Annotated in this window: 19 protein-coding genes; 16 read left to right on the top strand and 3 right to left on the bottom strand. The window is 50.3% G+C overall.

All coding sequences use genetic code 11. The features are described 5' to 3' along the window. The first annotated feature begins 4 nt into the window (after positions 1–4). From gcvH to I2D94_RS09760, 10 genes are all read left to right on the top strand, one after another. Complete coding sequence (gcvH, locus tag I2D94_RS09715; RefSeq protein WP_195396625.1) at positions 5–388, top strand: glycine cleavage system protein GcvH; 384 nt, start codon at positions 5–7, stop codon at positions 386–388. 3 nt (positions 389–391) lie between these two features. Beyond that, the gene (gcvPA, locus tag I2D94_RS09720) at positions 392–1,714 is read left to right on the top strand and encodes an aminomethyl-transferring glycine dehydrogenase subunit GcvPA (RefSeq protein ID WP_195396627.1); all 1,323 of its coding nucleotides are present in this window, start codon (positions 392–394) and stop codon (positions 1,712–1,714) included. Continuing rightward, on the top strand, positions 1,711–3,141 hold the full coding sequence (gene gcvPB, locus I2D94_RS09725; protein WP_195396629.1) for an aminomethyl-transferring glycine dehydrogenase subunit GcvPB: 1,431 nt from the start codon (positions 1,711–1,713) through the stop codon (positions 3,139–3,141). Before gcvPA ends, gcvPB begins: the two co-directional genes overlap by 4 nt. 4 nt (positions 3,142–3,145) lie before the next feature. Next, positions 3,146–4,141, top strand: a complete 996-nt coding sequence (locus tag I2D94_RS09730) for a lipoate--protein ligase (protein WP_195396631.1) — start codon at positions 3,146–3,148, stop codon at positions 4,139–4,141. Beyond that, complete coding sequence (locus tag I2D94_RS09735; RefSeq protein WP_195396633.1) at positions 4,132–5,481, top strand: NAD(P)/FAD-dependent oxidoreductase; 1,350 nt, start codon at positions 4,132–4,134, stop codon at positions 5,479–5,481. Before I2D94_RS09730 ends, I2D94_RS09735 begins: the two co-directional genes overlap by 10 nt. 147 nt (positions 5,482–5,628) lie before the next feature. Further along, positions 5,629–7,131, top strand: a complete 1,503-nt coding sequence (locus tag I2D94_RS09740) for an IMP dehydrogenase (protein WP_006060786.1) — start codon at positions 5,629–5,631, stop codon at positions 7,129–7,131. Positions 7,132–7,312: 181 nt separating this feature from the next. Further along, on the top strand, positions 7,313–8,620 hold the full coding sequence (gene guaA, locus I2D94_RS09745; protein WP_072684424.1) for a glutamine-hydrolyzing GMP synthase: 1,308 nt from the start codon (positions 7,313–7,315) through the stop codon (positions 8,618–8,620). 346 nt (positions 8,621–8,966) lie between these two features. Beyond that, a complete protein-coding gene (locus tag I2D94_RS09750) occupies positions 8,967–9,986 on the top strand; it encodes an AbiH family protein (protein ID WP_072684435.1) in 1,020 nt (339 codons plus the stop codon). Between the two features lie 600 nt (positions 9,987–10,586). Next, the gene (locus I2D94_RS09755; RefSeq protein WP_195396635.1) at positions 10,587–11,825 is read left to right on the top strand and encodes an amidohydrolase family protein; all 1,239 of its coding nucleotides are present in this window, start codon (positions 10,587–10,589) and stop codon (positions 11,823–11,825) included. Positions 11,826–11,881: 56 nt separating this feature from the next. Further along, entirely contained in the window at positions 11,882–13,987 is a 2,106-nt protein-coding gene (locus I2D94_RS09760) for a LamG-like jellyroll fold domain-containing protein (protein ID WP_195396637.1), read from the top strand. Between the two features lie 316 nt (positions 13,988–14,303). On the opposite strand, the gene I2D94_RS09765 is transcribed toward I2D94_RS09760, so the two are convergent. Together I2D94_RS09765 and I2D94_RS09770 are read right to left on the bottom strand one after the other, a co-directional pair. Next, complete coding sequence (locus tag I2D94_RS09765; RefSeq protein ID WP_195396639.1) at positions 14,304–15,896, bottom strand: hypothetical protein; 1,593 nt, start codon at positions 15,894–15,896, stop codon at positions 14,304–14,306. A gap of 287 nt (positions 15,897–16,183) precedes the next feature. Further along, the gene (locus tag I2D94_RS09770; protein ID WP_195396641.1) at positions 16,184–16,741 is read right to left on the bottom strand and encodes a DUF5662 family protein; all 558 of its coding nucleotides are present in this window, start codon (positions 16,739–16,741) and stop codon (positions 16,184–16,186) included. A 141-nt stretch (positions 16,742–16,882) separates the two neighbouring features. Between I2D94_RS09770 and nusB the strand changes: the two genes are divergently transcribed. The 6 genes from nusB to recN are packed head-to-tail and all read left to right on the top strand — an operon-like array spanning position 16,883 to position 23,229. Then, positions 16,883–17,260, top strand: a complete 378-nt coding sequence (gene nusB, locus I2D94_RS09775) for a transcription antitermination factor NusB (RefSeq protein ID WP_195396643.1) — start codon at positions 16,883–16,885, stop codon at positions 17,258–17,260. After that, entirely contained in the window at positions 17,257–18,588 is a 1,332-nt protein-coding gene (gene xseA, locus I2D94_RS09780; RefSeq protein WP_195396645.1) for an exodeoxyribonuclease VII large subunit, read from the top strand. The genes nusB and xseA overlap by 4 nt, the downstream gene beginning before the upstream one ends. Further along, positions 18,585–18,806, top strand: a complete 222-nt coding sequence (xseB, locus tag I2D94_RS09785; protein WP_006060764.1) for an exodeoxyribonuclease VII small subunit — start codon at positions 18,585–18,587, stop codon at positions 18,804–18,806. The genes xseA and xseB overlap by 4 nt, the downstream gene beginning before the upstream one ends. Then, positions 18,803–19,645, top strand: coding sequence for a polyprenyl synthetase family protein (locus I2D94_RS09790; protein WP_195396647.1), 843 nt, complete (start codon positions 18,803–18,805; stop codon positions 19,643–19,645). The genes xseB and I2D94_RS09790 overlap by 4 nt, the downstream gene beginning before the upstream one ends. A gap of 24 nt (positions 19,646–19,669) precedes the next feature. Further along, positions 19,670–21,535, top strand: coding sequence for a 1-deoxy-D-xylulose-5-phosphate synthase (gene dxs, locus I2D94_RS09795; protein WP_195396649.1), 1,866 nt, complete (start codon positions 19,670–19,672; stop codon positions 21,533–21,535). A gap of 23 nt (positions 21,536–21,558) precedes the next feature. Further along, positions 21,559–23,229 (top strand): DNA repair protein RecN, encoded by a 1,671-nt coding sequence (gene recN, locus I2D94_RS09800; protein WP_195396651.1) that lies wholly within the window; start codon positions 21,559–21,561, stop codon positions 23,227–23,229. Here the strand turns inward: recN and I2D94_RS18290 are convergent. Beyond that, on the bottom strand, positions 23,221–23,402 hold a 182-nt coding region (locus I2D94_RS18290; protein WP_229056841.1), incomplete at its 5' end, for a hypothetical protein. The genes recN and I2D94_RS18290 overlap by 9 nt on opposite strands.

Raw genomic sequence — 23,402 nt, forward strand, 5'->3', positions numbered from 1 at the left:
CAAAATGTCAGTCGTAAAAGAAGGTCTGCTTTACAGCAAGTCGCATGAATGGGTTGAAACGCTGCCAGACGGCACAGTAAAAATCGGAATTTCCGATTACGCGCAGGACAGTCTGGGTGATATCGTATTTGTCGACATGCATCCCGCCGGCGAGGAAGTCGAAGCGGAAGGCGCGTTAGCCGATGTCGAATCCGTCAAAGCCGTCAGTGAAATTTATTCGCCGGTCGCCGGAACGATCAAAGAAACGAATGAGGAATTGATCGACGCTCCGGAAAAGCTGAACGAGGACTGTTACGGCAACTGGATCTGCGTGATGGAGAACGTCAGCGGATTAGACGATCTGTTAAGCCCGGAAGCCTACAGCGAATATCTGACGACGCTGGAGTAGCCCATGAGCGATTACATTGCATCCAGCCCGGAAGAATTGCAGGCGATGCTCGATTCGCTGGGGCTGAAAGATTTAGACGCTTTAACCGGGCATCTGCCCGAAGCGGTGCTTTTAAAGGAAGACGGCTGGGATCTGCCGGAGGGCATGAGTGAATTTGAAGTGTTGGCGAAGCTGAAGAAAATGGCCTCGCACAACCGGATTTATGAAGATCTCTACCGCGGGGCGGGCGCTTACCGCCATTACATCCCGAGTCTCGTCAACGCGCTGTCCAGCCGCGGCGAGTTTCTGACGGCGTATACGCCGTATCAGGCGGAAATGAGTCAGGGACTGCTGCAGTCCATTTTTGAATATCAGACAATGATCTGCGAGCTGACGGGCATGGACGTCAGCAACGCCAGTGTGTATGACGGCGCGACGGCCGCGGCTGAAGCCTTGCTGATGTGCCGGGATCCGAAGCATCGCCGCGTGCTGGTGCCAGCGTCGGTGCATCCGCAGATCCTGCAGGTAATCCGGACGTACGGCGAGGCCTACGGTATGACAATCACTGTCTTAGAGTGTCCGCACGGCGTGCTGGAAGAAAGTGTGCTGCGGGAAGCGCTGAGCGAGGATACGGCCTGTCTGCTTTTGCAGCAGCCGAACTATTTCGGTTTAATTGAAGACGCAGAAACGCTGTTTGCAGCGGCGGCGGAGAAAAAGGTAAAAGGGATTCTGCACATCAATCCGATCGCGGCGGCACTGCTGCCGTCAGCGAAGGAAGCCGGCGCTGTGATCGCGGTCGGCGAAGGCCAGCCGTTAGGCATGCCGCTGAACTTCGGCGGGCCGTATCTGGGCTTTATGGCCAGCGTATCGGCGATGATGCGCAAGCTGCCCGGCCGGATTGTCGGCCAGAGTACCGATCACGAAGGCCGGCGGGCTTACGTCCTGACCCTGCAGGCCCGTGAACAGCACATCCGCCGGGAAAAGGCCAGCAGCTCGATCTGTTCCAATCAGGCGTTATGCGCGCTGAGAGCGGCGATCTACTGCAGCGCGATGGGCACGGAAGGCATCGAACAGGTCGCCTCGCACTGTGTCAGCAACGCCCATTATTTAGCGCAGGAGCTATGTGAAAAAACAAAGCTCAAACTGAAATATGCCGGCGAATTCTTCCATGAATTCGTAACGGTCAGCGACGTGCCGAGCGGCGTGCTGCTCAAACATCTGGAAGATCACGGCATCCTGGGCGGACTGCCGCTGAGCGATCACGAAATTCTGTGGTGCGCGACAGAAGTGAACAATAAGGAAAATATGGATCATCTGGTCGAACTGATCGGGGAGGTGGCCGCATGAGCCAGCTGATTTTTGAACGCGGAACCCAGGGACATCGGGGCGTGGCGCTGCCAAAGCTTCAGGTTCCTGCGTATACTTTAAAAACAAAACTGCGCGCTGAGAAACCGCAGCTGCCTTCGGTCAGCGAACTGGAGGTCGTGCGCCATTACACCGAATGCTCCCAGCGTGTCAAGGGCGTCGATCACGTCTTTTATCCATTAGGCTCCTGCACGATGAAATACAATCCGAAAGTCAACGAAGACGCGGCCAACCTGGAGGGCTTTACGGCGATCCATCCGCTGGCGCCGGAAGAGGACGTGCAGGGCTGTCTGGAAGTTGTCGCAACGCTGGAAAAATATCTGACGCAGATCACCGGCATGGATGCGTTCTGCTTCCAGCCGGCCGCAGGCGCGCATGGCGAATTCAGCGGCCTGATGACGATCCGCAACTATTTGAAACGCCATCATGAAGATCAGCGCACCGTCGTGTTCGTGCCGGATTCCGCTCATGGAACCAATCCGGCCAGCGCGGTGATGGCGGGCTTTACGGTCAAGCAGATTCCAAGCAACGCGGAAGGCAACGTCGATGTGGAAGCGTTGCGGGCGATGGCGGATGAAACGACCGCGGCGCTGATGCTGACGAATCCCAACACATTGGGCCTGTTTGAAAAAGATATTTTGGAAATCACAAAAATCATTCACGACGCCGGCGGTCTGGTTTATTACGACGGCGCGAATCTGAACGCGATCATGGGCATTGCGCGTCCGGGCGATATGGGCTTTGACGTTGTCCATCTGAATCTGCATAAGACGTTCTCCACGCCGCATGGCGGGGGCGGGCCGGGCAGCGGGCCGATTGGCGTCAAGCGCCATTTGATTCCCTATCTGCCGTCGCCGCGGATCGAAAACGGCCGGATTCATGAGGACTGTCCGGAAAGTTTAGGCCGGATGAAGATGTTCTACGGCAATTTCGGCGTCATGGTCCGGGCTTTAACCTATGTCATGATCTTAGGCAAGGAAGGTCTGCGCCGGACAAGCCAGGTCGCGGTGCTCAACGCTCGCTATCTGGAACATGAACTGAGCCGGAACTACGATATGGCGATTGACCAGCCGTGCATGCATGAATTCGTCATGACGCTGAAACGTCAGCATAACGACCTGGGCGTCAGTGCGATGGATATCGCCAAGGGGATGATCGACCGCGGCATCCATCCGCCGACGATGTATTTCCCGCTGATCGTGGAAGAAGCGCTGATGGTGGAACCGACGGAAACCGAACCGAAGGCGGTGCTCGATGAAGCAGTGCGCGTGCTGAGTGAGCTGCTTGACTTGGCGGCCAGTGATCCGCAGGCACTGCAGGCATGTCCAACGACGACGCCAGTCGGCCGGATCGACGAGGTTCAGGCGGCCCGGCATCCGATTCTGCGCTGGCAAAAGGGAAACAAATAGCACAATGCTGTATTTTACAGAGGGTCAGACTTTTGACCCTTACTTTAATTTAGCGATGGAGAAGTGGCTGTGCGATCATCTCGACGGCCGGCGGATTCTCTATCTGTGGCAAAACGAGCATACCGTTGTCATTGGCAAAAACCAGAATCCGCTGAAGGAATGTCGGCTGGCGGCGCTGAAGCAGGACGGCGGCTTGTTAGCCCGGCGCTGTTCCGGCGGCGGGGCGGTCTATCACGATTTGGGCAACCTGAACTTTACGATGTTGGTTCCCAACGATCAGTTTGATCTGCATCGACAATGCTCCGTGCTTTTGCAGGCTGTGCGTCAGTTCGGGGTGGACGCGCAGTTTTCAGGCCGCAACGATCTGACGGCGCAGGGCCGGAAATTTTCCGGCAACGCCTTTTATCACGGGCCCCACGGCAGCTTTCATCACGGCACGCTGCTCGTCGATACGGACAGCGAGAAAGTGGCCAGATACCTGAAGGTATCCGCCGCGAAGCTGAAAGGCAACGGCGTCGATTCCGTCCGTCAGCGCGTCATCAATTTAAAGGAATGCGCGCCAATGATGACGATCAGCCGGCTGAAAACCGCACTGCGGGAAGCGATGGAACAGGTTTATGGAGAACTGGGAACGATGTGGGAATGGACACCGGCGCAGATTGCGGAAATCAAAGCGCTGGCCCAGTTTTACCGCAGCGACGCCTGGCTGTTCCCAGAGAAATTCCAGGCTGATTTATGTTTGGAGAAACGTTTCGCCTGGGGTGAGATCCAGGCGCAGCTGCAGCTGCAGTCCCAGCGTATCTGCGCCTGCCGGCTGTATACCGACGCGATGGATGCGGCGGCGATCACGGAGCTGGAAGCCTTGCTTCATGATTGTCCGCTGACGTCCCAGGCGCTGCAGGAACGCGCTTTATCCGCAAGTCCGCACCATCCGCTGATCCCGGAATGCATTGCGTGGATCAGCCAAGAAATAGAAGGGCAGGAAGCAAAATGGGATTAAAAACCGAGCTTGTGATTCTCGGCGCCGGCCCGGCCGGCTATGAAGCGGCAATTCACGCCGCCCAATGCGGCATGCAGGTCGTGCTGATCGAAAAAGACCAGGTCGGCGGCACATGTCTTAACCGCGGGTGTATTCCGACTAAAAGCCTGTTATACCAGGCGCATCAGCTGCGGATTGCGGCGCAGTACGCCAAGATCGAGATCGACGGCGAAGCACTGCGGCTGCAGAAGGAAGACACCGTGGGGAAGCTGCAGAAGGGAATTGCCCAGCTGATCAAAGGCAATTCAATCCAGTTTCTTCATGGCGAAGCGAAAATAACCGGCCCGCAGACGGTCAGTGTGAATGATGAGATCATTGAAGCTGAACATATTTTGATCGCGACCGGCTCCCGGACTTCAGTTCCGCCGATTCCGGGAATTGAACTGGCGATGACCTCGGATCAGGTGCTGCAGTGGGATCGTCCGCTGCCGCAGCAGGCTGTGATTATCGGGGCCGGCGTGATCGGCCTGGAATTTGCGGATTTATTATTGGATCTGGGGGTTGGGGTAACGCTGTTGGAAGCCGCCCCGCGGCCGTTGATTCAGGCGGATCGGGAAATTGCGCAGAATCTTCAAATGATCCTCAAGCGCCGGGGCGCGCAGCTGCATTGCGGCATTACGATTACCCAGATTCATGAAAATGCCGTAGACTATGTAGAAAAGGAAAAACCGATGCGCGCGGAAGGGGAATGGATCATCGCCGCAACCGGACGCAAACCGGTGTTATGCGATTGCGCGCCGGCACTGGCGCAGGAGCGCGGCCGTTTGATCACGGATGCCTGCGGCCGGACGTCGGTTCCTACGATTTATGCTGCTGGGGATGTGACCAGCCGGATTCAGCTTGCGCATCTGGCCAGCGCGCAGGCGATCAATGCGGTGGATACAATGCTGGGCCGGACGCCGCAGTTTGATTTAAACTGCGTGCCGTCATGTCTGTACACCCATCCGGAAGCGGCGTGGGTCGGCTTGTCGGAGGAGGAAGCGCAGGCGCAGGGGTTATCGGTCATCGTGGGCAAGACCAGCACCTTAAGCAATTCCAAATCCATGATCGAACAGGCGCCGCGCGGTTTTGTCAAGCTGATCGCCGATGCGGCCACCCGTCAGTTAGTGGGCGGGGTGATTGCCGGAGCGCATGCCAGCGACTGGATCGGCACAGTGGCTCAGGCCGTCAGCCAGCATTTGACGATCGACGACTGCCAGCGCGTGATCATGGCTCATCCAACCTGGAGCGAAGCGCTGCACGAAGCGCTGATGGACTTTGATCAGCATGCCATTCATACCTTATATAAGCGTACAAAATAACGAAAAGGCGGGCTCTCTTTTACCGGAGGACCGCCTTTTATCGTAAGAATTGTAAAATTTTTCAAAACGGATCATTTAATCCTTTACTTTGGGGCACAATTTCATTATAATCATGGATAATACAAAAAGGGAAAAGGAGCGAATACTATGGCATATTACTATGATCAACCGTCTCATACCTTCAGCGAATACCTGTTGGTTCCGGGCTATTCTTCCAGCGAGTGCATCCCGACGTCTGTCAGCCTGAAGACGCCGTTAGTCAAGTTCAAGAAAGGTGAAAAACCGGCGATCGAAATGAACATCCCGATGGTCAGCGCGATCATGCAGGCGGTGTCCGATGACCGGATGGCGGTGGCGCTGGCAAAGGAAGGCGGCGTTTCGTTCATCTTTGGATCACAGTCGATTGAAAGTCAGGCGGCGATGGTTGCCCGTGTGAAAAATCACAAGGCCGGCTTTGTCGTCAGCGATTCCAACATTACGCCGGATATGACGCTGGCGCAGGTTCTTGAACTGGTCGAGGAAACAGGACATTCCACGATGCCGGTCACTGAGGACGGAACTGCCAACGGACGCTTAGTCGGCATGGTTACCAGCCGCGATTACCGGGTTTCCCGGATGGCGCCGGAAACCAAGGTTGCGGACTTCATGACACCGTATGACAAATTGATCGTCGGTCATGAGAGCGACACCTTGTCGGACTGCAACGATCTGATCTGGGAACACAAGCTGAACCAGCTGCCGATCATCGACGAGAATCAGCACCTGTTGTATCTTGTTTTCCGTAAGGATTATGCCACGCATAAAGAAAATCCGGATGAGCTCCTGGATTGCCACAAGCGGTATATCGTCGGCGCGGGCATCAACACGCGCGACTATGCGGAACGTGTTCCGGCGTTAGTGGAAGCGGGCGTTGACGTGCTGTGCATCGATTCTTCGGAAGGCTTCAGCGAATGGCAGAAGCGCACGATTTCCTGGATCCGTGCGAAATACGGCGACTCCGTTAAGGTTGGCGCAGGAAACGTCGTCGACCGCGAGGGATTCCGGTTCTTAGCGGAGAGCGGCGCGGATTTCATTAAAGTCGGCATCGGCGGCGGTTCCATCTGCATCACCCGTGAAACCAAAGGCATCGGCCGCGGTCAGGCGACAGCGGTCATCGAAGTTGCGAAAGCCCGTGACGAATATTTTGAAGAGACCGGAATTTACATCCCGATCTGTTCGGACGGCGGCATCGTTTACGATTATCATATTACCTTAGCGTTAGCGATGGGCGCGGATTTCGTCATGCTGGGACGGTATTTCAGCCGCTTTGAAGAATCGCCGACAACGAAGCTGATGGTCAATGGCACCTATGTCAAAGAGTATTGGGGCGAAGGCAGCAACCGTGCCCGCAACTGGCAGCGCTACGATTTGGGCGGCGCTCAGAAGCTGAGCTTTGAGGAAGGCGTCGATTCCTATGTTCCGTATGCCGGAACGTTAAAGGAAAACGTCACGCTGACGTTGTATAAGGTGAAATCGACCATGTGCAACTGCGGTGCACTCTCGATTCCTGAGCTGCAGCAGAATGCCCGGCTGACCCTGGTTTCCGCGACCTCGATTGTCGAAGGCGGGGCGCACGACGTCATTGTCAAAGACAAGAGCTCGATGAAATAAGCTTTTCCCTTACCCTGAGTGAAAGATCGGAAACCTCCGGTCTTTTTCTAAAGGGGGAAGGGGATCAAGATAAGTTGGCAAAATTCAAAAGTTGGTAAGAAAGGCAATCGGCGATTGCAAAGAAACCCGAATTTTGTTACATTAGGACTGGAATAAAAAGGAAGTTGAAGGAGGAACAGCGATGAAACAGGATATGATTTTAATTTTAGATTTAGGCAGCGATGAAAATACCGTACTGGCGCGGATGATCCGTGATCTGGGTGTCTACAGCGAGATTAAACCGCATGATATCACGGAAGAAGAACTGGCGAAGCTGGATAATGTCAAGGGGATCATCCTTAACGGCGGCCCGCTGAACATCGTCGACGGCAAGGCGATTGAAGTTCGTGATTTTATCTATGATGCAGGCGTCCCGGTGCTGGCAGTGAATTATGCGGCGGCCAAGGGCAAGCATTGCCTTGATCAGTGGCCGGCAGAGGAAGACGCGATGCGAGCGGTCGTGAATTCCTTCTTGTTTGACACTTGCCATGCGGAAGCGAATTGGAATATGAAAAACTTCGTTGCCGACCAGATCGAATTGATCCGGCGTCAGGTCGGGGATAAAAAGGTGCTGCTTGCGTTGTCCGGGGGCGTTGATTCTTCGGTCGTCGCAGCCTTGTTGATCAAAGCGATCGGCAAGCAGCTGGTGTGCGTGCATGTCAATCATGGCCTGATGCGCAAGGGTGAATCGGAAAGTGTAATTGAAGTGTTCCGCAATCAGATGGATGCGAACTTGATTTATGTGGATGCGAGCGAGCGGTTCTTAACGAAACTGGAAGGGGTAGCGGATCCGGAACAGAAACGTAAAATTATTGGCGCTGAGTTCATCCGTGTGTTCGAGGAAGAAGCGCGCAAGCTGGAAGGGATTGACTTTTTGGCGCAGGGCACGATCTATCCGGATATCGTGGAATCGGGCACGAAGACCGCGAAGGTCGTCAAGTCGCATCACAATGTCGGCGGCCTGCCGGAAGACATGAATTTCGAGTTAGTTGAACCGTTGTATTATCTGTTCAAGGATGAAGTCCGGGCATGCGGCCTGGAACTGGGCTTACCGCATGACATGGTCTTCCGTCAGCCATTCCCGGGGCCGGGACTGGGCGTCCGCTGCCTGGGCGCAATCACAAGAGAACGGCTGGAAGCGGTGCGGGAATCGGATGCGATCCTGCGCGAGGAGTTTGCGAAGGCGGGACTGGATAAGAAAGTTTGGCAGTATTTCACGATTGTTCCGGATTTCAAATCGGTGGGCGTCAAGAACAATGCGCGCTGCTTTGAGTATCCGGTGATCATCCGCGCCGTCAACACGATCGACGCGATGACCGCTTCGATTGAACAGATCGACTGGCCGGTGCTGACAAAGATCACGGATCGGATTTTAAAGGAAGTCAAAAATGTGAACCGGGTTTGCTATGATTTATCGCCGAAGCCATGTGCGACGATCGAGTGGGAATAGAAAATTGAAAAAAGTGCCTTATTAGGCACTTTTAGCATATTTAAGGTATCACTAAGTACAAATTGAGTACAAAATCTATTCGATAAACTATTTAAAAATGTTTGGTGAAGTTATATTTCTCGTATTTTAAAATATCTACGAAAATGATATTAATAACAAATATATTCCTATTGACCAAAAATGAAATTTATTCATTTTTGGTCAATAGAGCTCGGTATATGTCAAAATATCATATTAAAATAAGTGTTTTCTGTTACGGCTTAAAACCTTTAACTTGTATAGTCAATAATTATGTCTAAAAATTATACAATATCAATATGAGAAAATATTTAAAAGAGGTACTGCTATGAATAAATTAGTTATAATTGGAAATGGATTTGATTTAGGTCATAATTTACCAACACAATTTAAAAATTTTATAGAATCAAATGAAAAATATTTGCAAAAATACAAAATTTTCAAAGGTGAAAATTGGAATAATATTGAAGAAAATTATAAAAATTTAGTAATAGATATAATGAAAAATAGGGAATATGTGGATGTTTCTGAAATATTAGAAAGTATTATTTCTGAATTTGGATTTGATAAATATGGCGAAATTGCTTATTTACATTTGGAGTCTAAAGAGTTCTTAAGCGAAGTAAATAAGGTTCAAGAGCTTGTGGAATTACTGACAAATTTTGAAAAAAATTTTATAAAATATTTAAGAAAAAATTGTAATCAAAAATTTTTTAAAAATATTACCCCTAGAGAAAGAATAAAAGACATATTAAAGGAATCTAGATTGATTATTAATTTTAATTATACAGATGTTGTTGAAAAAGTATATTCCATTAGAGACATTATTCATATTCATGGACATATTAATGATAATAATATTGCCATAGGTACTGATGCATTAGATGAATTGATGGAGTCAATGATGGATACACGATATCCAACTGAAATTCCTTGTAAAGATAAATATGCTTTTCAAGAAAAGATGTTATATTATGAAGAAGATGAAGATGGAAATCTATACGAAAAGGAGAATTTAAGAAGATTATTTAATGAAATAGAGAGTTCAATTGAAGAGAATGAATCTAAACTTTTCACATTAATAGATAAAAAAAATAAGGATGCACTTTACTCGAGAAACAATGTTAAAAGAATACTAGATAAAGAACGATTTGATGAAGTCATTATTTTAGGACACTCATTAGGTGAAGCTGATATGTCAGTTTTTAGTAGAATTAACAAAACCGCATATGTAACTTGTTATTATTATGAAGGGGCTACAAAAGAAGATATAAATAGAATGAAACATAATTTGGATGTACTTAAATTAAATTATGATTTAGTGCCAAATGGTTTGTTATATAAATAGGACAATTTAATTAAAGAAAGAAAATTGATTATTATGAATGCTATTACTAGATAAACTTTATGAATTTGATGTTACTGAAAAGATTTTATATCAGATGGACATTTCTATTAATAACATTGGAAAAATGATTGATGGATTTCCAAAAGGTTTAAAAATAGAAAGAAATATCAGAAAAATTTATTTTATTTCATTATAAATCAAAAAATCTAAAGACATTTAAAAAAAATATTTTGAAAAAGAATATAATGAAAGATAAGGAAGGAGGAATTAATAAGGAAATTCTAAATTACTAGGAAGAGAGAGTAATTGTCTAGTTTGATTTACTATGTCATAATATATTTTATATTAGTGAGTTTAATTAAATGCTATGAAAAATATATTTTTACTATTATTGGCAGTATTATTCTAATTAGGTTATCAGGAACAAATCATGTGAATAGATAAACCAGAAAATCCTGCTTTTATTGGTTCATACAATGAATATAAACCTGGAAAAAGATAATTTGTAATATCAATGTTATAGTTTGAAATTTAATCTTTTTAATTTTACGCAATATCTTACTACGACAAATCAAAAATGAAAAGACAAGAGGAAATTCTATGAAATTGAAAAATGCCTGGTATCATAATGAGAATGATCGCTTAATTCAAGGTAATTTAGTTATTGATCAGGATCAGATCGCTGAGTTCTGTAATGACTCAGAAGAACTGGATTGCAGTCATCTGTTAGTTCTTCCCGGTATGGTCAATGCCCACTTTCATGGCACCAGCACTGTCACGCGCGGCTTGTTTATGGATATGCCGGTGGCGCAATGGCTCAACGACACGCCGCAGGGACAGCTTCAACAACGATTTGTCAATGCGTTAAACCGCTGCACAGAAGAAGAAAAGATTCAACTATCGCTGTATGAATATATATCGATGCTGAAGCAAGGCGTAACGACCGTTTTTGACTGCCGCTTGTTTCAACAAGATTATCAAGCCAAGAAAAGAGCTGGCGAGCTGTGCGGAATCCGTCTGACTTTGGAAGCGGATGATCCATCACAATTAGATGATCAGGGGCTGTTAAAAACAGCGCTGCCGTTGCCGGAGGAAAGCAGCTGGTCGCAGGATCGCTGCAGTCAAGCACAGTTCTGGAAACAAAATCATCCGCAGACAATGTTCAAAGCGCATTGCATGGAAACAGATCTGGCCGCCTCGACCATTCAATCAAAAGGCTATCGACATACGATTGAAGCTTATACTCAAGCCGATCTGCTCGATGAACACAGCGTTCTCATTCATAACTGTAAAGCTCCGGCAGAGGCGATCCAGCTTGCCGAAAAACGAGGCGCACGGATGATCAACTGTCCAATCTCCAATCTGAAGTCGCAGAACGGCGTCAGTCCGCTGAAAATGATGCTTGATCAGGGAATTGAAATCGGGTTGGGCACAGATTGGGGAAGACTGCAGTTCATGGATGTTATGAAATGTGAGTATCTGCTTCTGCGGGATCAACATGTTCTCAATCCAGCGCAAATCGTCTGGAAAATGGCGACGGAGTGGGGCGCGCGCTGCTGCGGATGGCCGGAAACCGGCCGTCTGAAGCCTGGAATGCAGGCCGATCTCATTTTTATCCGAATGGACGATCCGGATTTTCAGCCGCTGATCAGCACACCCCAGTTCAGCGACGTCCTGCAGAACTGGGTTTTCGACGGCCGCCCAGAATGGATCGAACATGTCATGGTCGCCGGGCAATGGAAAGTCAAAAATCGGAAAGTTTGCATTCTTAACGAAGCTGAGCTTGTTGCACGACAGCGGCAGCTGATGAAGAAACTGATATCGGAAACCTTGAAGTAAGCATGGTGTTCATGCTTATTTTCTTGTATACTAAAAGATAAGAAAATAAGAAAGGAATGATTTCTCTGTCAATCTTGAACAAAATGATCCTTTCACTGCTGAGTCTCTGTCTGCTCGGCGGTTGTCAGAAAAATCCAAAGACAACGCACGTGCCCGATACCAGTCTGGCGACGGATACTGCGGAGGTCGAATATTACAACTCAACGAAAGCTCCGGAATGGACATGGCGCGAAGGGATTAAAATGGATGGCTATCTTTTAACCAGCGATGCGGAGCATACGATGGAAAGCACGATCCTGAACGGCAGCGATACCGCAACACTCAGCTTCTGGATCAAGCCGTCGACAAACGTTCCGGATCTGCCGCTGATCTCCGTAGTCAACGAGCAGCAGGAAATGATGAAGCTGACCAACCTGACGCCCCGGGAAGACGGAACTTTGCAGGGAATGGCGCTGCAGATGAAAGCTGAGGGGCAGGAACAGTGGCTGATTTCCAACAGCGAATTTACGCTGAATACCCATCGTTACAATCAAATTGTGATTGTTTTTGAAGGAACGCAAGCAACAGTCTATCTCAATGGACAGGCGGCAATGACAGGGCAAATGGGCGCTTCGATCAATCAGATTGAAAAATCTTGGCTTGTCGTCGGCAAGGATGCGATTGCTTATGGCGATTGCATGGAAGGACAGTTCCAGGATTTTCAGATTCGGAAAAAAGCCCTGAGCGCTTCAGAAATCGAAGATGAATTCGACCGTTTTTATCCAGAGGTGCTACTCAGTGAAATCACCATTCCGAATGCGGAGGATCTGCGAGAAAACCTGACGCTGTATCCTGAGGTGGACAGTCAGTACGAAGCCCAATGGATCAGCAGCGACCCAGCTTTTTTGAAAGTCGAAAACAACGAAGGCGTGATCACTGTTCCAACTCCGGAGCAGGGGGATCAACAGATTACGCTGACGCTCTCAACTAAAATCAAAAACCGTCAGTTCCAACGCGACTTCCCGATCACAATCCGGGCCCAGACACCGGCAACCCGCTTGCTTCGTGATGTCAAAGCGCTGCCGATTACATTGGGCACATTGCTGAATGCGGGGAGTTCACTGCCAACCGTGGGCGAAAATGACAGCGTGATCGAATGGAAGGTGGTTTCAGGTGAAATTCGATTGGAAAACAATGTTCTGATCAAAATAAATCCGGAAGACGAACGTGTGCCGGTCCAGCTGGAAGCGACGCTCCGGCAGGGGGATCAGCAGGAAACGGTGACGATCGAAGCCGTTGTGCTTGACGCTTATGCAGGTTATATCTTATCGTATTTCAACGGCGATCTCGGTAAAGAAACGGGAAAGCTGGCGTACAGTCTGGACGGTCTGCACTGGACTGATTTGAATCAGGGACAAGCCATTCTGACCAGTAAGCTGGGAACCGGACGGGTCCGCGATCCGTTTATCGGCCGCGACGCCGAAGGTCAATTTGTGATTCTGGCGACGGAAGGGTATGATAATCCTTCGATCTATGTCTGGAAAAGCGAAGACCTTGTGAATTTAAGCGATCATGGCCTGCATCGGATCGCCTGGTTCGATAAAGGACTGTACAGCACCGGAAGCCGGGCCTGGGCGCCGGAAATGACGTATGATCCCGCTGCCGGAGAGTATGTGATTTATTATTCCGATGCGCAGGATCCGAAAAGCGGATCCATGTTTGCGGTGACTACCCAGGATTTTGAAACCTTTACTTATCCCAAATCGCTGTTCAATCCAGGCTATAAAGTGATCGACGGCACAATCCTGCGCATGCATGGTCAGTATTGGATGCTTTATAAAGATGAACGCGAGGCGGCGCAGACGATCTTCTATACGGGCACCCAGGATCTGACTGCGGGGTTTACGCGCCGTTATGATGATTTGTTTATCTATAACCGCAAGTATATTGAAGGACCGTTTACGCTGCCGTCGCTGCATGAGCCCGGTGTTTTCTATCTGTACGTGGACAATTACCCGAATCAGCGTTTCTATGTCGCGCGCTTTTCTCAATTAGGAGAAGACGCTGATTTTGAGTGGCTCGCAGAAGTCGACTATACGCTGCCCAACGACGACGTCCGGCATGGCTCCGCGATCCCGGTAACGCAGAAAGAGCTTGATCGTATTCTGCAAGCCTATTCCTGATTTTTAACGGTCGGGGATTGAACAGGGCAGCTGAGATCGCCGCGAATCCGCGTTGGACAGTTTGATTTTAATCCTTCCATGATTCTAATGAAAAACGTTTCTTACTCGAGCCCTGGCTTCAACCAGGACTGATTTAAGAAACGTTTTTTCTGTAACAGCGGAAAGGTCAAAGTTCCGTCTTTTTCTCTGATCTTTTGCTTCGCTTTTCGTATTTCAATGTAGGCCTTCCTTGCACTGTAAGTCTTTCTTTTACCAGATCAGGCAAGTGATAATAAGTTGTCATTCTTTGCCCCGGAAGGAAAGGATCTTCGACACTTTAAGCCAATCCGAATTCCCTCCAGACGGATAAAATTGTACTGTGACTGTGACCGGTTAATCGGCCGGCCTCTCTGGAAGACAGAAGCGGATGATCCAGTTTCATCTGACAGATCGTCTGAATATCGCAATCTTTAATTTTCTTTTTAGACGTGGAAATTTTATTATTTTTGTTTTGTTTCTCTGTCTGTTCGTCGTAGAGCCCGCTTTGTTTCAATATCCGGTAAACCGCATGGCGCTCCATGCCAACAAGCTCGGCAATCTCCTGAGTGGAGGCTTGCGGACGGTCCTTTTTCATCTGGCAGATCTTTTCATTCCGCGCTTGGGTCCGATGATGATAACGCACTTGTTGCCGCTTTACGCCCAGCTTTCGTTCCTTCTGACTGTCATAAATTCCGGCGTTGACCTGGACTTCTTTTACTAAATCCCGGCTGACGCCGAAGTATTTCGCCAGGGCCCGCACTGACATTTCAGGATTTTTAACGCTCATTTCCAGGATATTCAGTTTTTCTGATTTCCACGCGGCTTTTGTGAATTCGATCCAATCCAGACCAGCCAGATCGCATTTCAGGATTTGAGAAAGTGAGGAGCGAAGCAGATCAGCTTTGATCGCTTCGGTTTCGCTTTTCTTACAGTTAATTTCAAAATAGCGCTCAGCGGTGATGCCATGGTCCAGGGCCAGCTTTCTTTTTTGCGCGTCGTTCACTTTGTTTTTCTTTAACGTATTCTTAAAATAACCAGTGCCTTCCTCATAATGCTGCTTTCCATGCGCTTCCAGGATCACGCCGAAATCCGGCAGATAGAAATCATAGGAAAACGACTGCGCCCACGGCAGCTCTTTTCTGGAAGCTTCCTGGATATAATGAATTTCAAGATGATCCAGCACGGATTTGATCAGCCGGTGCGGAAAGGAGCGCCCGACAGACCAGGAACAGGCGCAGCCGATGGAATGCGTATGATGCAGCGTCGAAATCGCAATCGCTTTTTCGCGCACGTTACCGCAATAGGGACAACGGAAGCGAAGCTTTTTGTTTTGTCCGCGGGTATATTGTCGGGCTTCGTCTTCACCGCCGGGAAAAAAGGGGATCATCCAGCGATCGGTTTGAGCGATGGAACGCTTTCCAGACAGAGGCGAATACCGACAGTGACCGCAGGCACAGCTTTTCGGCGGCAGAACTCGTTCTTCCGCCATCCAGGTTTTAGCGCCACACCGCGAACACAAGATCAGAACTTCGCGCTGCGTCATCCGAGGATTGGTTTTTAAACGCCCGCGGCGCTGATCTATAATCGTATAATCCCGCCGGGCGTCCGCAAACCGCTGCCCCAGCGACGTAACAAAACCGAAATGGCGCGTTTGAAGGATCCTGCCTAAAATACAATACTTGACAGAGCTGGCCGGCACCGCGGGAATAATCCGGCCGGCATACCGGATATCCAGCACCGATTCGCCATGATTTCCTTTTTCAGCCCGCAGGATCGTCAGTAGGCCCTGCTGATCATCATAATGAAAGGGAATGTCAAAACCTTCCGACTGATTCCAGGCAATAAAATGACGCGCGTCGCGGGGAAGTCCGGATAAATCAACAGAGCGCATAGGATCACCTCGCTTTTATCCAACGGATTGTTTCTGAGTATAGAACTTAACTGTAAATAAAAAGAGAATTATGGCACAGTCTGCGCTTAAAATCCTGATGAAAGTGGGATGCGGAAAGTAAAGCAATGGGGAAGGGCGGCCGCACTATTTCTTTAGGAATATATCTTTTTGCCGGAAAAACGGTCTTCAACAGGAAGAAAAGCGGCTGTTCTGCGCCGCTTGCTTGTCCTCTGTAAAAATCTGTTAAACAAGCGATCAGGGCCTTTAAAACATAATCTCAGAATACTTTAAACGACCTCCGAGCGCCGCAAATCCTGCTGAATTTTCTTAAACGCCGCATCGATCCCGAAATCTCTAACCCATTCCAAATACTGCTGAAGCAGCGCTGCGGTATGCGGATGCATGAACTGCTTGTCGCTGCCCTGAAGGAAATACTCGATCGGCGAAGCGTTTGTATACTTCTCTTTCTGATACGTCTGACACGCTGCGATCCGGTCGCAGACCATCTCTGCGACATACCGCTTCGGCATTTCCACGCAAAATAGGCCCTGACATTGCTTGTTCCGGTCAATCCAATACTCCCAATGATGCTTGTTATGCCCTTTGTGATGCAGCCAGCCCTCGGAATAGCCTTTGGCTTCTTTTTCGGCGTCGATCGGCGAGCGGTAGCCTTGGAAATAACGCACTCCCGCCCAGAATTCAACCGGGCTGTATTTCGACAGATCATGAAGCAGACCCTGCTTGATCAAGCCCATTTTAAAGCACAGCCGTGTCACTCGCAGCTTGTGCAGTGTAATCGTCTTTAAATGTCCCCAGAAACGTAAGGGGAATGAGGAAGAACGCATATCGATCCTTCTTTCTGTTCTGTTTTCCATTCTATATGAATGTTAAAAAAAAGGCAAATCAAAAGTCCGCAAAAAGGCATGAGAAAGAGTTTCACCAAACCGTTTTTCATGCTAAAATAATACAATGAGCGGAGGGTTAACATGAACCGACATAGTTGTAGAGAAAAAGCGATGATCTGTTTGTATCAGCATCGTCTGCTGAACAAACCGATGGATGAAATCATTGAGGAAGTCATGGAGATGAAAACCGGAGAGCTGGATGATTTCAGCCGGATTCTGATCCTGGATACCCTGGACAATGAAAAACGATATATCCAATACATTAACGAAACCTTAAAGGATTGGAGCTTTGAGCGCTTAGGCGTTCTCGAACAGGCGATTCTGCTGATGGCGTGCAGCGAACTGGATCACCAGACGGCCTCGGCAGCGATCATCATTGATGAAGCCGTGCGGTTAGCGAAAGATTACTGCGACGACGAAGCCTACCGATTGATCAACGGCGTTCTGGACAGAATATGAGAAACCGGCAGCTGAGCGTCAGCGCCTTAGTCCGGTATCTGAAAGGCAAGCTGGATCAGGATCCGCTGATTCAGCGGGTGATCGTTGCGGGCGAGATTTCCAATTTCACAGCCCATCGCAGCGGTCATTGGTATTTCACATTAAAGGATGAGAAATCACGCATCAGCTGTGTGATGTTTGCTTCCAATGCGGCCCGCTGCAAGTTTATTCCCAAGGAAGGCGACTCCGTGCTGGTGCAGGCCAACACGTCGATCTTTGAAGCCAGCGGACAGCTTCAGCTTTATGTTACGGCGATGAAGCCGACCGGTTTAGGCGATCTGTATTTGAAATATGAAGAATTGAAGCGCAGGCTGCATGAGGAAGGTCTGTTCGATCCGGCCCGGAAAAAACCGCTGCCCCAGTATCCGATGCGGATAGTCGTCATCACTGGAAAAAACACCGCGGCGCGCCAAGACGTTGTTACGACGCTGGCCCGGCGGTGGCCGATTGCCCAGGTGAGCGAAATCCCTGTGCTGGTGCAGGGAGAAGGCGCGGCCGGACAGATCTGCGCGGCACTGCGGCAGGCGGACACGTTAGGTTTTGACGTCATGATCTTAGCCCGCGGGGGCGGATCGATTGAAGATCTGTGGTCGTTCAATGAAGAATGCGTAGCCCGAACGATGGCCGGTTTGCAAACACCGGTAATCTGCGGCGTCGGTCATGAAGTCGACGTCACGATTGCCGATCTGGTCGCTGACCGGCGGGCTCCGACGCCCACCGGCGCGGCCGAGATGGCAACACCGCAGTTGGCGGAGGTGCAGAGCCATTGTCTGCGCCAGCGGCAGCAGCTGATCTATCTGATGAATCAGAAACTGCGGCAGCAGCGCCAGCGTTATCAGCAGCAGGTTGAAAGCCGGGTCTTTCAGGATCCGATGAGTCTGCTTCAGCCGCTTCAGATGCGGCTGGATTACGACAGCTCACGGCTGCAGAACACAACCCAGCGGCTCCGCAGCCAGCGGGCCCGGCTGGATCAGCTGAGCGCAGTTTTGTTAAATCAGACCTCGCGTCAGGTCCATCTTCAGCAGCAGCGCTTGGGACAGCTGCGGCTGAATCTGAATCACCATGAGAAACAACAGCTGCTGCTTCGCCAGCAGCAGCTAAAAGAAAAGATCCGGCTGCTGGACGCCTATTCCCCGTTAAAGATTCTGGGGCGCGGCTACGGTCTGATCGCTCAGAACGGGCATTTAGTCCGTTCTATCCAGGAAATTAATGTCAACGAGGAGCTGCGGATCCGGCTGCATGACGGTCAGATCCAGGCCCTTGTCAAGGAAAAGGAGGAACAAGCATGAGTGAAAAGCCGACGTTTGAACAGTCAATGGACCGGCTGGATCAGATCGTTTCGCTGTTGGAACGCAATGAAATCGCGTTGGAACAAGCGATCGGATTGTTTGAGGAGGGCCTGAATCTAGTTCAGGATCTCGATACCCAGCTGCAGGGATATGAAAATAAGGTACAGGAACTGATGCTGCGGCATCAGCCGAAAGAAAGTCAGGACGAAAACTTATGATGAACGAATTTGAAGCATTCCTGCAGCGCCAGTGCCGGCTGCTGAAACGTTCCGAGGTCAGCGAAGCGATGGAATATTCGCTGATGGGCAAGGGAAAACGGCTCCGCCCGCAGCTGTTGTTCGCGGTCGCGGAGGGTTATGGACTATCAGCACAGGACGGCTTTATGGCCGCCGGAGCGCTGGAAATGATGCATACGTATTCCCTGATTCACGACGATCTGCCGGCAATGGATAACGACGATTACCGCCGGGGCCGCAAGACGTGTCATAAACAGTTTAACGAAGCGACGGCAATTCTGGCCGGCGATGGTTTGCTGACGCAGGCCTTTGCCTTAGCCGCCAACAGCAGCGACGACCCGGTCAAAGCATTAAAAATCGTAAAGGAGCTGGCCTCGGCCGGCGGAGCGGAAGGCATGATCTTAGGCCAGATTAAGGATCTGGAGGCGGAAAACAGCCCGGCTGTGACGCTGGAACAGCTCAAAGAAGTCCATTTGTATAAAACCGGCTGTCTGTTTACTGCGCCGCTGGTCATGGGCGCGATTCTGGCCGGTCAGGACGCGGCCATTTCGCAATGGCGAAAGATCGGCGCACTCATGGGCTTGGCCTTTCAGATTCAGGACGATATCCTGGACGTCACCAAGAGCAGCAAGGAGCTGGGAAAATCAGCCAGCGATCTGGATAACAAAAAATCGACTTATGTCACTTTATTGGGGTTAGGTCAGGCGCAGGATGCGATGACCGAGGTTTACCGTCAGACGCGTGATGCGATCCGTCAGATGAATCTGGATACGCAGCGGCTGATCGCGATTCTGGACGCGATGGAATTTCGTCAGTATTAAGTGAAGATAAGGAGGTTAGCGGAAATGGATTTAACCGATATACACGATCCCGCGTTTTTAAAGCAGCTGGATCAGCGGCAGCTTAAAGCGCTGGCGCAACAGATTCGGGAATTCCTGATCGATCACGTCAGCAAGACCGGCGGACATCTGTCCAGCAATCTGGGCGTCGTCGAGCTGACGATCGCTTTGCATAAGGTGTTTGATTCGCCGCAGGATAAAATCTTTTTTGACGTTGGACATCAATGTTATACGCATAAAATTTTAACCGGCCGGGCCGGCCAGTTTGATACGCTTCGTCAGTATGAGGGGTTGTCCGGCTTTCAGAAACGAGCCGAAAGTGAGCATGACGTCTGGGAGGCGGGACACTCCTCGACGTCGTTGTCAGCGGCGTTAGGCATGGCGGTTGCCCGGGATCTCAACCATGAACAATATCACATCGTGCCGGTCATCGGCGATGGCGCCCTGGGAGGCGGGATGGCACTGGAAGCGCTGAATCAAATTGGCAGCGAACAGCGCAACATCATCATCATTTTCAACGACAACAACATGTCGATTTCAGAGAATGTCGGCGTTTTGACGCAGAACTTTGCCAAGCTGCGCGCGTCCAAGCCGTACAATGCGTTGAAGAATGATCTCAAGACGGCGCTGAACCGCAACAATGTCGGTCAGGTGGTGCTGACCGGCCTGCAAAACATGAAGGACGCGGTGAAAAAAGGCGTGATTGATACCGGCGTGTTCGGTGAATTCGGATTGGAATATCTCGGACCGGTCGACGGCCATGACATCAAGAGCCTGATTCAGATCCTGAAGGTTGCGAAATCCCATCAAGGGCCGGTCGTCGTGCATGTGCTGACGAAAAAGGGCAAGGGTTATTCCTATTGTGAGGAAGATAAAGAAGGCGTCTGGCATGGCGTCGGACCGTTCAATCCCCAGACAGGAAAACCGTTGTCGGCCACGCCGGCGGGCTATCTTTCATGGTCTTCGGTCATCAGCGAGACACTGGTTCGTTTAGCGAAGGACAACAAAGATATCGTCGCGGTGACGCCGGCAATGATCACCGGCAGCAAGCTGGAAAAATTCTTCGCGGTTTACCCGGAGCGTGCGTTTGACTGCGGGATTGCCGAAGAACATGCGGCGACGTTCTGTGCGGGACTGGCGATCAGCGGGAAACGGCCGTTTATCTCGTTGTATTCCTCATTCCTGCAGCGCTGTTATGATCAGATCAATCATGATATCTGCCGGATGGATCTGCCGGTCGTGATTGGTATTGACCGGGCCGGACTGGTAGGGGAAGACGGCGATACGCATCACGGCGTCTTCGATATCGCGATCCTGCGTTCTTTGCCAAATCTGATTTTAGCGCAGCCTAAAGATGCCGGGGAAGCCCAGCAGCTGATGGCAACGGCGTTTGCCCAGCCGCATCCGATGGCGATCCGCTATCCGCGCGGGACTGCGCTGTATAACGAGCTGGCGCAGGTTGAACCGATTCCGGTCGGCAGCTGGACGCTCGTCAATACGGAACCTGATCACCGATGCACCGTCGTGACCTATGGCCCGGATGTCGATAAAGTCGTATCCAAAGTGCTGACCAATTCGCTGCCGGTTCAGGTTGTCAATGCCCGGTTCTTCAAGCCGCTGGACGAAGTCATGCTGCAGCGGCTGGCGGAGGAAGGCAAGCCAGTTATCGTGTATGAAACAGATATGCTGGCGGGCGGTCTTTCCAGCGCGATTCTGGAATGGGCTGCCGATCATCAGGCGGCGATGACCATCCGGCGCGTCGGCATCGGCGATACTTACGTACCGCAGGGTTCGCTGAATAAAATTCGGCGGCTGGAAGCGATTGATATCCTGAGTTTGTTCGATGTGATTAAAGAATACTGCGAAGCTTAAATCATTCCGGAAGGAGGAAGCTGATGCTTAAACATCTGTATGTCAAAAACTTCATTCTGATCGATGAGGCCGATTTGGATTTTGATGCGGGCTTCAGCGTGTTCACCGGAGAAACCGGCGCGGGCAAGTCGATTTTGATCGACGCGATCAGTTTGCTTTGCGGGCAGCGCGCCCAGGCGGGATTCGTTAAACAAGGCGAAAATAAGGCACTGATTGAAGGCGTCTTTGATTTCTCCACGAATCCGCGGGTGCTGGCATTATTGCAGGAAGCTGGCTTCGATGGGGATGAGGACGTCGTCATTAACCGAGAGATCAGCGCGGAAGGCAAAAGTCAGATGCGTCTGAATCACCGCGTGACCACGGCGAACTTCATTCGCGAGCTGCTGGGATATGAAATTGACATTCATTCCCAACATGATACGCAATATTTATTAAACCGCAATTCGTTTTTAAATCTTTTGGATCAATATCTGGATGACGAAGCGTTATTAGCCAGCGTCAGAACTCAGTTTAAAGCTTACCGACAGCTGAATGATCAGCTTGAGGAAGCATGCAGCCCGAAGGCTGAGCAGGACTTGGAATTCCTGCGGTTTCAGCTGAATGAAATTGAACAAGCGCAGCTGAAGCCGGGCGAGGATGAGGAGCTGGAAGCGATCGAACGGCGGATTGCGGCCCGCGAGAAAATCTATCAGCGGGTAGCGGAAAGTCTGGAAATTCTGGATGGTGAACAAAGCGCGGTTCCGCAGCTGTACGAGGCGGCGCGGCTGACCGGCGGATTTCCGGAAGAAACGGAACTGGCAGAAATCAGCGAAGCGCTGAACGAGCACTATTACGGCCTGCAGGATTTGAAAGAACGGCTGCAGCGTTATTTTGAATCGCTGGAATTCAGTGAGGAACAAATCAACGAAGTTCAGAGCCGGCTGTTTGAAATCAATCGTTTAAAGCGGAAATACGGCCGCAGTCTGGATGAAATTCTGGAAAAGGGAGAAAGTTTCCGGCAGCAGTTAAATCAACAGGAGCACCGTCAGGAATACTTGCAAGAGCTGCAGAAACAGGTGCAGACCGCCTACAAGCAATTTGAAGAAAGCGCGCTGAAACTGCGCCAGATCCGGCAGCAGAAAGCCCTGGCGCTGCAGAAGGAAGTTGAAATTCATCTGCACGATTTAATGCTTCCGCATGCGCGGTTCATTTTGCACCTGAAAGACGCCAAGCCGTCGGCGCACGGTTTGGACGAAGCGGACTTCATGATTTCCATGAACCCCGGCGAGCCGGTTCGCTCACTGACGCAGGTTGCCAGCGGCGGTGAATTAAGCCGTTTAATGTTGGGACTGAAAACGATCTTTACCCGGCTGGAGGGGATTCAGACCGTCATCTTTGACGAGATTGATACCGGTGTCAGCGGCCAGGTCGCAACTGCGATCGGCTTGAAGATGAGTTTATTAGCTCGTGACGCGCAGGTCTTCTCAGTCACGCATCTGGCGCAGGTTGCGGCGTGCGCGGATCAACATTACCATGTTACCAAGCGTCAGGGACAGGATTTCACGGAAACCCAAATCCAGTGTTTGAGCAAAGAGGAACGGATTGACCAGCTGGCCCTGATCTCGCAGGGCGAATTGTCCGATACGGCCCGGCAGGCAGCCCAGGAGTTATATCAACGCAATCAAAAGAAAGTGAATGAAGCACGGTCAGTTTGATCGTGCTTTTACTTTCTTCAAAGTCTGGCAGGGGCATTCCGCGCTGGAATAGACTACGATCCCTTGGACAACCGCTATTTTCGTTGGAAATATTTTGGCTCTTTCAAAAATAGTGTTGGTGAGAGAAAAACCGAAACAAGAAAGACGCAGATGAGTTCCAGAAATGGGACTCA

The sequence above is a fragment of the Holdemania sp. 1001302B_160321_E10 genome, assembly GCF_015552275.1.
GTDB lineage: Bacteria > Bacillota_I > Bacilli_A > Erysipelotrichales > Erysipelotrichaceae > Holdemania.

Coding starts and splice junctions, on each gene's coding strand:
- gcvH (WP_195396625.1), top strand. CDS start 5: ATGTCAGTCGTAAAAGAAGGTCTGCTTTACAGCAAGTCGCATGAATGG.
- gcvPA (WP_195396627.1), top strand. CDS start 392: ATGAGCGATTACATTGCATCCAGCCCGGAAGAATTGCAGGCGATGCTC.
- gcvPB (WP_195396629.1), top strand. CDS start 1,711: ATGAGCCAGCTGATTTTTGAACGCGGAACCCAGGGACATCGGGGCGTG.
- I2D94_RS09730 (WP_195396631.1), top strand. CDS start 3,146: ATGCTGTATTTTACAGAGGGTCAGACTTTTGACCCTTACTTTAATTTA.
- I2D94_RS09735 (WP_195396633.1), top strand. CDS start 4,132: ATGGGATTAAAAACCGAGCTTGTGATTCTCGGCGCCGGCCCGGCCGGC.
- I2D94_RS09740 (WP_006060786.1), top strand. CDS start 5,629: ATGGCATATTACTATGATCAACCGTCTCATACCTTCAGCGAATACCTG.
- guaA (WP_072684424.1), top strand. CDS start 7,313: ATGAAACAGGATATGATTTTAATTTTAGATTTAGGCAGCGATGAAAAT.
- I2D94_RS09750 (WP_072684435.1), top strand. CDS start 8,967: ATGAATAAATTAGTTATAATTGGAAATGGATTTGATTTAGGTCATAAT.
- I2D94_RS09755 (WP_195396635.1), top strand. CDS start 10,587: ATGAAATTGAAAAATGCCTGGTATCATAATGAGAATGATCGCTTAATT.
- I2D94_RS09760 (WP_195396637.1), top strand. CDS start 11,882: ATGATTTCTCTGTCAATCTTGAACAAAATGATCCTTTCACTGCTGAGT.
- I2D94_RS09765 (WP_195396639.1), bottom strand. CDS start 15,896: ATGCGCTCTGTTGATTTATCCGGACTTCCCCGCGACGCGCGTCATTTT.
- I2D94_RS09770 (WP_195396641.1), bottom strand. CDS start 16,741: ATGCGTTCTTCCTCATTCCCCTTACGTTTCTGGGGACATTTAAAGACG.
- nusB (WP_195396643.1), top strand. CDS start 16,883: ATGAACCGACATAGTTGTAGAGAAAAAGCGATGATCTGTTTGTATCAG.
- xseA (WP_195396645.1), top strand. CDS start 17,257: ATGAGAAACCGGCAGCTGAGCGTCAGCGCCTTAGTCCGGTATCTGAAA.
- xseB (WP_006060764.1), top strand. CDS start 18,585: ATGAGTGAAAAGCCGACGTTTGAACAGTCAATGGACCGGCTGGATCAG.
- I2D94_RS09790 (WP_195396647.1), top strand. CDS start 18,803: ATGATGAACGAATTTGAAGCATTCCTGCAGCGCCAGTGCCGGCTGCTG.
- dxs (WP_195396649.1), top strand. CDS start 19,670: ATGGATTTAACCGATATACACGATCCCGCGTTTTTAAAGCAGCTGGAT.
- recN (WP_195396651.1), top strand. CDS start 21,559: ATGCTTAAACATCTGTATGTCAAAAACTTCATTCTGATCGATGAGGCC.